The organism is Ignavigranum ruoffiae, from assembly GCF_900110675.1.
In the GTDB taxonomy this organism is placed as follows: Bacteria; Bacillota; Bacilli; order Lactobacillales; family Aerococcaceae; genus Ignavigranum; species Ignavigranum ruoffiae.
Window position 1 is genome coordinate 1 of record NZ_FOEN01000008.1, and the last position, 13,157, is coordinate 13,157.

A 13,157-nucleotide genomic window follows, 5' to 3' on the forward strand; every position below is an offset into this window, starting at 1 on the left:
ATCCAGTGTTCCTACCCGAGTAGTAAATTCTCGCTCATAATAGCCGTTTCTTTGACTTTGTCGACTTTTTGAACGTTCATACGCATCGGCTTGAATATATTCTGTTCGTTGATTTTCCATCAATTGGTTGAAAACAGTAGTTAAAATCTTTTTAGAAACATCATCATTAACTGATCGTTCAATAATGTTTTGAACCTCTTCGCTGCTCAGTGTAAAATGTACTTGGGTCATGTAAAGTCCTCCTGGGTATGTTTTTGTGGTTAAAAACATTGTACCGTAAAAAGGGCTGCTACATGGCCTTTTGTCTTTTACACAATTATATGGACTTTATCTTTTTTACAGACACTAAGAAAAGTTGAATGTTAATGATAGTGGAGAAAAGCTAATTGGTTTGATAAATCAAAATATAAATAACTTACGTGATAACAAGTATTTTGAAAATGAAGAGTTTAATAAGCTTCTTGAAAAAATTGCTGTTCAAAAAATCTATTATGCTTTTAACTCCTTAATGAATTTTCTGAATGAAAAAAGTAATAAAATAATATTTGATTTAGGAGTTAAGATAAATTCTGAAGGTCTTGATGTAGCTAGAAAACAAGTTTTTTTATCCCATGCTTTTGATGACAAGTTATATATATGCCCTTTTTCTTTATATGTATGATAAAGATATCAATCTTTATGTTGATTGGTTGTACAATGAAGAAATGAAAGATGGAATCTTACTAAAACGGCATCTTAAAAACAAGTAAAATTATTATAGAGTTTTTTCTCCGGTACTGGGACGGGACTAAAAATCTGAAAACGTCCTATAATTAGGTGGATATGGTGATACTCTAAAAATTAGAATGTAGTATTTTGAATGGTTTGGTATATACTGTACGTTTGGAAAAGAAGAATGGGAATAAAATAAGAACCCCTAACAATCCTTATATTTTTGGATGTTAGAGGTTGTTTTTGTGCTTTAACCCCATTTTGACCCAAATCAAAAATTACCAGCCGCACGGCTAATTATTCTGAAGGAGTTCAACTATGAATAGGTTGAAAGAACTGAGCGAAGCTCGACAAGTAGCTTATGATGTGATTTATGAGGTAAACCAAGCCGTCAACACGCTTAATCGTGCACGTTCTTGGGGGAATATGGGATATCTTTTTGGGTGGTTTGCTGATGAGTTCGTTAAAGCGAAATAAAATTGAGCAAGCTAATCAAGAAATTCACCAAATCAGCAAATCTTTGGAACGGTTACAGGACGAATTGGATGAAGTTCAGATAATCTTACCCCAGACGGTAAGCAATAGCACTTTTGATAAATCTATGGATATTTGGTTTGATAATCTCTTTACAGATTTTAAAGTCCAAGGACAAATTAAGAAATCGCTTGAACAACTTAATTCGTTAAAAGATTCCATAGAAGCGTAAATTTTGCAATTAGATGCTGTTATTAGGGAGACCGAGCAGAATGAATCCTGATGAAAGAGTTCTAAATTGATGTTACGTCAAAGTAATTTTAATAGAATGATGAAATCATGGCGGTGTGGTCTGCGGACGGCATCGCTATTTTGACTCTAAACCGTATTCTTGTTCATTTTAGGGTTATTTGATAAAATAATTTTGAATACGTTTACATTTAATAGTTAATTCATAAAGGAAGTGGTGAGGTTGGCTAAGTATCGTGAAGAATTGAAAGAAGTACTACAGAAAGCGGAATTAATGGCCCTTGAAAAACAACAATTTCAAGTAGATATTCCCAACGTTTGGTGGGTTCTCTTGAAATCGAAGCAAGCGGCTTATCAACTATATCAACAATTAGACTTGGATATGTCAGAATTTTTAAGCGTTGTAGCTGATGAAGTGAGGGAGTTAGCGATCCGTTCTAATGCCCAAAAAATTAAAAATATTAAACGAACTCCAAGATTGCAACGTCTATTAGAAGATGCCGAAGATTTACAAGCAACTTACCAAGATGAACTCTGCGGTATTGATCATCTCTTGATAGCCTTAATGAAGCAAAAGAATAATCCTTTGACGACTTATCTAATTCATCAGGGACTCGATCAAGTCAAAATTGAGCAACAACTTGATAAAAAAGCTCAATCTACCTTTAATTCGAATAAAGCTACCAAGCAGCAATATCCTAACTTAGAGAAATTTGCGATTAATATTAACCAAAAATATCGGCAAGGCCAATTAGATAAGATTATCGGACGTCAAAGTGAGACGGAAGAAATCATCCGAGTCTTGATGCGTAAGACAAAGAATAATGCCATTTTGATTGGCAAACCAGGGGTCGGCAAAACAGCCATTGTGGAAGGCCTTGTACAAAGAATTGAAGAGGGCAAGGTGCCCAAGGCATTGCAAGGAAAGCTGGTATTTAATCTGGATTTATCAGCCATCGTAGCTGGAGCTAAGTATCGTGGTGAGTTTGAAGAACGATTAAAGGATGTCCTGGATGATGTCCGCGATTCCAAAGGGCAAGTCATCTTATTTATTGATGAAATTCATATGGTTGTCGGCGCAGGTCGGACCGAAGGCTCGATGGATGCCGGCAATATGTTGAAGCCGATGTTAGCTCGGGGTGAATTACGTTGTATTGGGGCCACTACCACCGACGAATACCGTGAAAATTTTGAAAAAGACAAAGCCCTTGAACGTCGTTTCCAACGGATATATGTGAATGAACCGACGATTGAGGAAACCATTGAAATTTTGTCGGGAATCAAATTTAATTTTGAGCTCTATCACGGGGTTAAAATAAGTCAAAAAGCTGTGAAAGCAGCAGTAGTCTTATCTAGTCGCTACATCAAAGATCGCTATTTACCTGATAAGGCCATTGATTTATTAGATGAAGCCAGTGCTGTCCGTAAAATTAGAATGGATGCAGTGCCAACTGTGTTACAAAAACTTCGTAATCAACTTCAACGGCTAGAAATAGAACAGATACGACATCAGGATCGTCCATCACAGATAAATATCGATCATGAATTAGAAGAACAAATGGGAGAAATTCAGCAACAACTTTCAGAACTTAGCCAAGAGTGGCAAGGGAATCAGCAACTACTCACGGAAATCAATCATCAAGCGACCCAATTAATTGAACAGAAATCATCGGCTCAGGATGCTCTGATGGCAAATAAGTTACGGGATTATTATCAAATTACTGAGAAGAACATCCCCCAAATAGAACAAAAGATTGAAAGCCTGGAAAGTAAACGTAAGGAATTTCATAATCTTGAAAAAATATATATTCAGAACCAGGTCACTGGTGAAGATGTGGCTGAAGTTGTAGAACGCTTAACGGGCATTAAGGTGCAAGGAGTCGTTGAAGCAGAGCGACAACAATTATTAAATTTGGCCAAGATTCTTAAAACAAAAGTCATAGGCCAAGATAAGGCAGTAGATAAAGTTGCTGATGCTATTGTTCGTTCGCGAGCTGGCATCCAAAATGAGGGGCATCCGATTGGATCGTTCTTATTTCTGGGTCCTACGGGAGTCGGCAAAACTCAATTATCTAAATCATTAGCAGAAGTTTTATTTGGATCGGAATTAGAGATGATTCGTTTGGACATGTCAGAATACATGGAGAAACATGCAGTGGCGAAATTAGTCGGCCCACCTCCGGGATATGTTGGTTATGAAGAAGGTGGGCAGTTGACCGAAGCGGTACGCCATCGTCTTTATTCAGTCGTCCTCTTAGATGAAATTGAAAAAGCGCATCCCGATGTCTTTAATATTCTTCTGCAAATACTAGATGAGGGACGGTTGACCGATTCACGGGGCGTAACCATAGATTTCAAGAATACAATCTTTATAATGACTTCAAATATAGGGTCTCTAAGAATTTTGCAAAGCCTGCAATCGAATAGCGCAATTACTTCACAAGTCGAAGAAGAAATCAATCAAGAGCTGTACCAACATTTTAGACCTGAATTTATTAATCGGATTGATCAAATCTTAATCTTTAACCCCCTAACACTGGAGAATATGAAAGAAATTGTTAAGTTGATGTTGGCTGATTTTGCTACTCGACTACAGAAACAGCAAATTACGATTGAAGTAAGTCAAGCCGCCCAAGAATGGCTGGCACAGAAAGGTTATGATCCTAGCCTTGGCGCAAGGCCTTTGCAACGGTTAATCATGGATCAAATAGAAACGCCAATAGCTTATCAGCTGATTGCCCATCAATCTGAGAAAGGTACCCAAGTCAAAGTAGATTTAAACGACAATTCATTGAGCTTTGAGTATCACAATCTACTTAAATAAAAAAGACTAAGCACAGATTAGATGAAATTGCCCAGTATTATAAAATAATTATTAAATTTTGATGTGATTTCAAATGTTATCAATTGCCTTTAGTCAGAAAGAATTTTATACTAAAACTGAAAACGTTTTCCGATGTTTTGATGTTGTGACTAAATGGTAGAAAGGGGTAGGTATTTTGGCTCAATATGATGTAGTAATTGTTGGAGCGGGCCCCGGTGGCTATGTAGCTGCTGAAGAAGCGGCGCGTCTGGGTAAGAAAGTTGCGGTCGTCGAAAGGAACAAAATAGGTGGAACATGTCTAAATGTTGGTTGTATTCCATCCAAAGCATATTTAGAACATGCCCATTGGCTGCATACAATCAATAAATCCCAGAAGTATGGCATCGATGTTGAAGTAAAATCGATTGATTTTAAGGCGTTACGAGAACGCAAAAATCAAGTCGTCTCGACTTTACAAAACGGGATTCACTCAACTTTTAAATCATTAAAGATTGATTATATTGAAGGCGAGGCCAGTATTAAAGAAGATGGTGCTTTATATGTCGATGGGAACAAGATGAATTATCAGGATTTAATTCTAGCGACTGGGGGCCGTCCCTTTATTCCGCCGATTCCTGGACTTGATCAGGTGGATTATCTGACCACCGATAGCTTTTTCGATTTAAACAGCTTGCCGGACAAAATGGTCATTATTGGTGGTGGCGTAATTGCCATTGAACTGACATATGCGTTGCAAGCTTTGGGCGTTAAAGTCACTGTCTTAGAAGTTGCCAAAGATATCTTGTTGACGGAAGATCCAGATGCTCGAAAAATTGTCAAACAAGCAATCAGCTCTTTGATTGATATTCATATACAGGTGAAAATTAAAGAAGTTAGCTCAAAGGAGGTTATATTAGAAGATGGCTCAACTTACCCATTTGATCAGCTGTTGGTTGCTACCGGCCGGTTGCCAAACACAGAATTAGCAAAATCAATCGGCTTGGAATTTGATGATAAAGGACGATTCCTAAAAGTTGATGATTATTATCAAACATCGAAGCCGCATATTTATGCGATTGGTGATTTGATTGGTGGCTACACCTTAGCCCATGCTGCTTCTGCTGAGGGTATTAAAGCAGTCAGAGCGATTGTTGGTCAAAAGGAAAGACCAGTTCAAATGAAGTCCGTTCCGAGATCCTTATTTGTTAGCCCTGAAGTTGCTAGCTTTGGGATTACAGCTGAGGAAGCCCAAGACAAAGGCTACGAAGTCCTCGTCAAACAGATGCCTTTTGGCTTTAATGGGCGAGCAATTGCTCAAGATACCACTGATGGTTTTGTTAAATTAATCGTTGAGCGCAAATATGGTGAAATATTAGGATGTGTGGTTTGTGGACCAAATGCCAGTGAAATCTTGCATCAAGTCTTAACCTTAGTCGAATCAGAAGGCACGGTAACCGAGTTGCTTTCAACAATCTTCTCACATCCTACGGTTTCTGAATTAGTGCAGGAGACTGCCAGACTTGTTGTTAGCGAACTTTAGAAGGAGGAAATACCAAAATGGAAAACAATCATTCAACGCCACTTTATGATGGAAATACTGATGTTGAAACCAGACGTGCAGCGAGCTTAGAAGTCAAGACGCATACACTCACTAAAGAACAAACGTTGAGTAAAGATAAAGCTAAAGATATGTACAAGACCATGGAAGATATTCGTAACTTTGAGGATAATGTCAAACGTTTCTTCTCCCAAGGATTGATTCCCGGCTTTGTTCATTTATATGCTGGGGAAGAAGCAGTTGCCAGTGGTATTTGTGCCCATTTAACCGATGATGATTATATTACCTCTACCCACCGGGGACATGGACACTGTATTGCTAAAGGTGGCGACTTAAATGGAATGATGGCCGAAATCTTTGGTAAAGAAACTGGACTTTGTAAGGGTAAAGGCGGATCTATGCATATCGCCGATGTTGATAAAGGAATCTTAGGTGCCAATGGGATGGTCGGAGCTGGTTTCGGCTTAGCGACCGGTGCAGCTATGAAAATTAAATACAAAAAAGAAGATAATGTAGCGATATGTTTCTTTGGTGACGGGGGTTCCAATGAAGGCTTGGCTCATGAATGTATGAACATGGCCTCAATTTGGCAACTACCTATCATTTTTGTCTGTGAGAATAATTTATTCGCTGAGTCAACTCCACAATGGTATTCTTCTGGCTCTGATACGATTGCTGACCGTGCAGTCGCTTACAATATGCCAGGAGTCCGTGTCGATGGCAAAAATATCATGGAAGTGTATGAAGTGGCTGGTCAACATATTGAGCGTGCTCGTCGTGGTGAAGGACCTGCTTTAATTGAATGTTTAACTTACCGTAATCACGGTCACTTCGAAGGAGACGAACAAAAATATAAAAATAAATCAGATAGCCCAGAGCGTACCTTAGCCTCTACCGATCCCTTAGAAGTCTTTAGAAAATATGCGATTGAATCAGGCTTAATGACTGAAGAAGAACTCAATGAAATTCGCGAAGCATCTCAAAAAGAAGTCGAAGCGGCAGTTAAATTTGCCGAAGAAAGTCCTGAACCACAAGCAGAAGCATTGTATGAAGACGTATTTGCTGACTAACCGAGCAATATCTGAAAGGAGATTATAAGATGGCAAGAGAAATCAACTTTATGAAGGCAATCAATGAAGCTTTAGATCAAGCAATGGAAAAAGATGAAAATGTTGTGCTACTTGGAGAAGATATTGCCGGCGGACGAGAAATTGAACACTTAGAGGAACAAAATGAAGATGCTTGGGGTGGAGTATTTGGGGTCACCAAAGGATTAGGTCCTAAATATGGACTTGATCGGGTCATTGATACTCCTTTATCGGAGATGGGTTATATGGGAGCTGCTGTAGGGATGGCTGCTTCAGGACTAAGACCGGTTCCAGAGTTAATGTTCAATGACTTCTTAGGTTTCTGTTTTGACTCCTTATTAGGGCAAGCTTCTAAGATGCGTTACATGTTTGGCGGTAAAGCCAAAGTGCCGATGACAGTTCGAACCAACCATGGTGCGGGAGCTTCAGCCGCTGCTCAACACTCGGGATCATATTATGGTATGATTGGCTCCATTCCGGGAATTAAAGTCGTCGTACCTGCGACCCCTTATGATGCGAAAGGGTTATTATTAGCGGCAATAGAAGATGATAATCCCGTAGTTTACTTTGAAGATAAAATCCTCTATGGTCAAAAAGGAGAAGTACCTGAAGACTATTATACCGTTCCGATAGGTAAAGCCAATGTAGTCAAAGAAGGGGAAGACTTAACCATTGTGACTATTGGTAAGATGTTATACGTGGCCTTAGAAGTCGCGGATACCTTAGCCAAGGATAATGTATCTGTTGAAGTGATTGACTTACGTACGGTGGCCCCGTGGGACGAAGAAACGGTTATCGAATCCGTGAAGAAAACAAATCGCCTCATCGTCATTGATGAAGCGAATCCCCATAATAATACTGCGACCGATATTGCTTCAGTAGTTGGTCAGAAAGCATTTGATTACTTGGATGGACCGATCAAAACAGTCTGTGCACCAAACACTCCGGCGCCTTTTGCGGCAAATCTTGAGGCCTTATATATTCCCAATGCCGATAAAGTCCTGAAAGAATGTGCAGAACTGATCGACGACCTGAAGAACGCGAAATAGGAGGTGAGTTTGGATGGCAAGCAATATTGTAATGCCCACACTTGGATTAACGATGACTGAAGGAACCATTGAATATTTAGCTGTCTCGGTTGGCGATAAAGTAGCCAAAGGTGATATCGTAGCCGAAATTTCATCAGAAAAATTGACCGGCCCGGTCGAGGCTAATGCCGACGGTATCGTGTTAAAAATATTGGTCAGCGAAGGCGATGTCGTTCGGATTAAAGAACCCCTGATGGTGATAGGTCAAGAGGGCGAAACAGTGGCTGAAGAAGAGATGGAATCTCCGGCTCCTGAAGAAACGGAGCACACACAAGAAGATCGCTCAACTGAACCGGTGGGAGCAGAGGAGACAAAGAAACAGCAAGAAGAAAATAAGCAAGAACGAATTTTTGCGACCCCTCTGGCGCGCAAGATGGCCAAAGAGAAATGCATTGATCTAGCCAAAGTGAATGGTACCGGGGGTAACGGCCGTATTACTCGTCTCGATATAGACCGTTATGTGCCAATGACAGATGAAGTTCAAGAAACTCAATCTTCAACGAGCAAAGTGGCTGATCTACCAGAATGGGGACAAGGTTTACAAGGCATGCGGAAGACCATTGCTCAACGTATGATGCGCAGTGTTCAAACAACAGCCCAAGTAACCAACCAGCGCAAGGCAGATGTGACAAAATTGATGGAGTTCAGACACGATATTAAAACTAAGGTTTCTAGCCCACTGAATCATGGTGAAATTTCAATTAATACCTTGGTAACTAAAGCGGTTATCTTATCCCTACAAGAACATCCAAGTTTAAATGCTTGGTATCATAATGGTGAACATACGGTAATGGATGAGATTCACATTGGCATGGCGACAGATTTAGAAGAAGGCTTGGTGGTACCGGTGATTCGCAATGCTGATCGGATGCCTTTATCTAAATTGGGACCGGCTATTGCGGAGGTGGCTTCACAGGCTCGTAATGGAGAATTAGCAGGCGACTTATACAGTGGCTCTACCTTTACCATTACCAATTTAGGGGGAACAAATATTGAATACTTTACCCCTATTATCAATTTACCAGAAGTGGCCATACTAGGTGTCGGTGCGATTCAAGACAAGTTGGTCTTAGATCACGGCGAAGTCAAAGTTGCTAAGAAATTACCGCTCAGTTTAACGTATGATCATCAAATCATTGATGGGGCCCCAGCTGCTCGCTTCTTAGAAACGCTGGTAGGCTACTTACAAGACCCGTATCGCTTAATTATTTAGCCAGTGACAGATTTTGATGAAGACCTCTACAGCTTTATGACCTGTGGAGGTTTTTTGTGGTTTCAATCTGCTGATTAATTATGTTATTGTAGATAATAACGATAATGGTTTAGTTTGAGAAGGAGGGATGCTATGGTCAGCGTGAGTGATATTGCACGTTTAGCGGGAGTTTCAAAGAGTACGGTATCGCGCTATTTAAATAATGGTCAAGTCAGTCCAAAAACGCGAAAAAAAATTAAAAAAATTATTGAAGAAACTGGCTATCAACCCAATGTCTTTGCTCAGAGTTTGAAAGCCCAACAGACGAATTTTATTGGCGTGGTCATCCCTCGTTTTGATTCGCGGTCAGTAAATATTGCCTTGAAGGCAATTGACCAAACTGCTCTGGCTGCCGGTTTCCAAATATTTATTGTTAATTCTCAATTGGATCCCCAACGGGAATTGGCTAATCTTAAATTGCTTCAACATCTGAAAGTGGCTGGAATATTATTCTTCGCGACCAATGTCCGTAAGGAAATTACCGACTGGGTCGAACAGACGGAGATACCTGTGCTATTTATTGGGCAAGAAATGATTGGCCACTCTTATATTATTCACAATGATTTTCAAGCAGGGAAAATTCTAGCAACTCATCTTTGGCAACAAGGTTATCGGGATATTCTCTATATTAGTGTCAGTCAAAGTGACAAAGCAGTGGGTATTGATCGTCTAAATGGTTTTAAAAGTTATTTAGCTGATAAGGATGTTAAGCTTGAAATCTTATTAAGTGACTTTGATCAGACCCATATCAAACAAGTTTTAAGGCCGCAACTGAACCAGTTAAAAAGTAGAGTCATTGTCTGTGCGACCGATAGTTTAGCTCAAGCAGTCATTCAGTTATTAAAAGACCATGGTTATCAAGTTCCAACAGATGTAGCGGTAGCTGGATTTGGTGGCTACAGTGCTTTAAATTTAGGTCAACCTATGATTACTTCAGTGGCCTTTGGTTATGAAGAGATTGGAATCCGCGCCTTCCATCTGATTAAAGAATTAATTCAACAGCCTAAATCAGTCAAAATTGAATTGGTGCCCAATCATTTAACCATCGGCAAATCTACTTAAAGCTCAAAGAAGGCTTGTAATTTACAAGCTTTGTGCTAAAATTAAATGGAACCGGTTCCTGTTTGGATTGAAAAGGAGGATAAATTATGAAACATCGTCAGACGGTTGAACAATTGTTAGCTGCTATAGGTGGTCAAGAAAATCTTAAATTAGCTGAGCATTGTGCCACACGCTTAAGGTTGATATTACACGATAATAATAAACTAAATAAAGATGAAGCTGAGCAGATTCAAGGCATCAAAGGTTATTTTTATAGTACGGGGCAACATCAGTTTGTTTTCGGAACCGGTACCGTTAATGAAGTGTATCAAGACCTTCTTTCAGTGATTGATCAGAATAAGCTAGCTGAAGGGGATATTAAGTCAGAAGTTTACCAGAATATGACACCCGTTCAAAAAGTCGTCCGAACTTTTGCTGATATTCTGGTACCCTTAATTCCAGCCCTAGTCACTACAGGATTACTGATGGGTTTGCGTGGATTTTTAGTTGAATTAGGTTTAGAGATGACGCCGGAATTTGCCACCATGTTTGGTGTGTTAACGGATACGGCTTTTGCCTTTCTACCAGTGTTGATTGCCTACAGTGCGAGTAAGAAATTTGGTGGCAATCCGATTATGGGGATTGTGATTGGTTTAATGATGGTCGCCCCTCAGTTACCGAATGCTTATAGTGTGGGTTCAGGAGATGCTGAAGCTCTCAATATCTTTGGCATTAATATTGTCGCCTATCAAGGGAGTATTTTTCCAGCTATTATTGCCGGTTGGTTAATTGCTAAGATTGAACAATGGTGTCGAACTTGGGTGCCTAAGATGATGGATTTAGTCGTCACGCCTTTCCTATCCTTACTGATTACTTTCGTGACGATCATATTTCTTCTAGGTCCGGTGATTCAAGCGGTTGAACATTTTGTGATTAATGGCATTGTCACTTTAATAGAAGCCCCTTTAGGATTGGGTTATATCGTCTTTGGTGGCTTACAACAAGCAATCGTAGTCACTGGTTTGCATCATTCGATTGGTGTTATTGAGCTTTCGCTTTTAAGTGAGACCGGGCGGAATGTGATTCAACCCTTAACGACGGCTTCAATGGCAGGTCAATTTGGGGCAGCAATTGGGGCAGCCTTCTTGGTCAAGGATGCAGTTCGCCGAATGAATATGATTAATGCCTCTGTGCCAACTTTATTTGGTATTACCGAACCTTTATTATTTGGGGTCAATCTAAGATCCTTAAGAATTTTTGTCTCAGGGATTATTGGTGGGGCAGCTGGTGGGCTGGTAACCTACTTAATGCATTTGACGGCTCCTGGTATGGGCATTACTTTTATTCCTGGTTTATTGTTCTATACCGAAAGTTTTGGCCTATTATTGAATTATTTGATTGTGATTGGCGTATCCTTCGCGGTAGCCTTCGTCTTAGTCCAAGCACAGAGAAAGTATATCGTCGATGAAATCTAGTGAGGAGGGAAGTTGTGTGCAAGATCTGAATCTGACTGATCAATGGCGGCAAAGTTATCATATTATGCCTGAGCAAGGTTGGTTAAATGATCCCAACGGTTTGATTCAATTTGATGATTATTATCATATCTATTATCAATACGTTCCCGAATCAGCTACCGGTGGCAAGACCCATTGGGGTCATAAACGGTCGAAAGATTTACTACATTTTGAAGATTGTCCTATATTTATGTCGCCGGATTTTGAATTTGATCGGGATGGTGTTTATTCAGGGTCAGCAATAGAGTATCAAGGAAAGATTCATTATTTCTATACGGGCAACGTGAAACTAAAGGGCGATTATGATTATATCTATTCTGGTCGAGAACAAAATACTGTTCATGTGGTGAGTCCAGATGGTCTGACTATTGAATCCAGATCGGTCGTAATCCCTCATCAAGCTTATCCCGCAGGTTTTACCGATCATATTCGCGACCCCAAGGTATTTGCTCACGATGATCGATTTATCATGCTCCTTGGTGGGCGACGAGCAGATCATCATGGTAGCATCTTACTTTATCAATCAAAGAATTTAGAAGATTGGCAATATATGGGTGAAGTCTTGACTGCTGAAGACCAGATGGGTTACATGTGGGAGTGCCCTGACTTCTTCAGCTTGGCTCAGCAAGATATCTTAGTCTTCTCTCCTCAAGGAATTCAGGAACAGGATTATCAGTTTAATAATCGTCATGTTGCAGGCTATTTAATTGGCTCCATGGATTGGCAGGGGAACAAGTTCACCCCCCAGAGAGCTTTTAAAGAATTTGATCGGGGGTTTGACTTCTATGCTCCCCACACCTTCCAAGATGCAAAAGGTCGACGAATCCTCATCGCTTGGTTTGGCTTAGGCGATATTAAACCAGAGTACACGAATCCAACGATTGCTAGAGGCTGGCAGCATTGTTTAACCATGCCTCGAGAATTGTATTGGTCTCGAGACAATCTTTGCCAACGACCTTTGCCTGAGTATCAACAATTACGACAAAAACAAGGTCAGGCTGATTTTACAGCGGAGCAATCTCTTTCAATCGATCTGGAGCAAGCTGCTTTCGAACTTATTCTGACTTGGCCAACTTCACCGCAATCCTTTGAAATTCGCTTGCGTCAAGATACTTTTTTGACCTATGATGAAAAGGGAATCCTATGTTTGAAACATGGGCCTTCAGGTTATGGTCGTAACTATCGATTAATTCAACTTGGTGCGATTAACCAATTACAAATTTTCTCGGATGCCTCTTCTCTGGAAATCTTTATCAATGATGGTTTATATACCATGTCGACCCGAATATATCCTCAAAAAGACCAAAACAAAATTAGCATCCAATCAAGTGTAGATGGTTCCATTCAATATTGGCAACTTGGACAAAAGGAGGGATAGG

General features: G+C 40.0%; 12 protein-coding genes. 11 read left to right on the forward strand and 1 reads right to left on the reverse strand.

The annotated features are described in order from the left end of the window. On the reverse strand, nt 1–231 hold a 231-nt coding region (locus BMX34_RS06855), incomplete at its 3' end, for a transposase (protein ID WP_200793426.1). A 124-nt stretch (nt 232–355) separates the two neighbouring features. Between BMX34_RS06855 and BMX34_RS06860 the strand changes: the two genes are divergently transcribed. The 11 genes from BMX34_RS06860 (at nt 356) to BMX34_RS06905 (ending at nt 13,156) form a co-directional block, all read left to right on the forward strand. Then, on the forward strand, nt 356–661 hold the full coding sequence (locus tag BMX34_RS06860) for a hypothetical protein (protein ID WP_092572123.1): 306 nt from the start codon (nt 356–358) through the stop codon (nt 659–661). A 368-nt stretch (nt 662–1,029) separates the two neighbouring features. Further along, nucleotides 1,030–1,188: a hypothetical protein gene (locus BMX34_RS09750; RefSeq protein ID WP_159428884.1), complete on the forward strand. Its 159-nt coding sequence runs from the start codon at nt 1,030–1,032 to the stop codon at nt 1,186–1,188. Then, nucleotides 1,166–1,417: a hypothetical protein gene (locus BMX34_RS06865; protein ID WP_092572125.1), complete on the forward strand. Its 252-nt coding sequence runs from the start codon at nt 1,166–1,168 to the stop codon at nt 1,415–1,417. The genes BMX34_RS09750 and BMX34_RS06865 overlap by 23 nt, the downstream gene beginning before the upstream one ends. A 240-nt stretch (nt 1,418–1,657) precedes the next feature. Further along, nucleotides 1,658–4,258, forward strand: a complete 2,601-nt coding sequence (locus tag BMX34_RS06870) for an ATP-dependent Clp protease ATP-binding subunit (RefSeq protein ID WP_234971695.1) — start codon at nt 1,658–1,660, stop codon at nt 4,256–4,258. Nucleotides 4,259–4,433: 175 nt separating this feature from the next. After that, nucleotides 4,434–5,777 (forward strand): dihydrolipoyl dehydrogenase, encoded by a 1,344-nt coding sequence (gene lpdA / locus BMX34_RS06875; RefSeq protein WP_092572127.1) that lies wholly within the window; start codon nt 4,434–4,436, stop codon nt 5,775–5,777. Between the two features lie 17 nt (nt 5,778–5,794). Then, nucleotides 5,795–6,865 carry a thiamine pyrophosphate-dependent dehydrogenase E1 component subunit alpha gene (locus tag BMX34_RS06880; protein ID WP_092572129.1) on the forward strand — a complete coding sequence of 357 codons (1,071 nt, stop codon included), beginning with the start codon at nt 5,795–5,797 and terminating at the stop codon, nt 6,863–6,865. 29 nt (nt 6,866–6,894) lie between these two features. Further along, nucleotides 6,895–7,932, forward strand: a complete 1,038-nt coding sequence (locus tag BMX34_RS06885; protein WP_092572131.1) for an alpha-ketoacid dehydrogenase subunit beta — start codon at nt 6,895–6,897, stop codon at nt 7,930–7,932. A gap of 13 nt (nt 7,933–7,945) precedes the next feature. Next, nucleotides 7,946–9,184: a dihydrolipoamide acetyltransferase family protein gene (locus BMX34_RS06890; protein ID WP_092572133.1), complete on the forward strand. Its 1,239-nt coding sequence runs from the start codon at nt 7,946–7,948 to the stop codon at nt 9,182–9,184. A 114-nt stretch (nt 9,185–9,298) separates the two neighbouring features. Next, entirely contained in the window at nt 9,299–10,285 is a 987-nt protein-coding gene (locus BMX34_RS06895; protein WP_268766606.1) for a LacI family DNA-binding transcriptional regulator, read from the forward strand. A gap of 86 nt (nt 10,286–10,371) precedes the next feature. Next, entirely contained in the window at nt 10,372–11,739 is a 1,368-nt protein-coding gene (locus BMX34_RS06900; protein ID WP_092572137.1) for a PTS transporter subunit EIIC, read from the forward strand. Nucleotides 11,740–11,755: 16 nt separating this feature from the next. Then, the gene (locus BMX34_RS06905; protein ID WP_200793427.1) at nt 11,756–13,156 is read left to right on the forward strand and encodes a glycoside hydrolase family 32 protein; all 1,401 of its coding nucleotides are present in this window, start codon (nt 11,756–11,758) and stop codon (nt 13,154–13,156) included. The last annotated feature ends 1 nt before the right edge of the window (nt 13,157 follow it).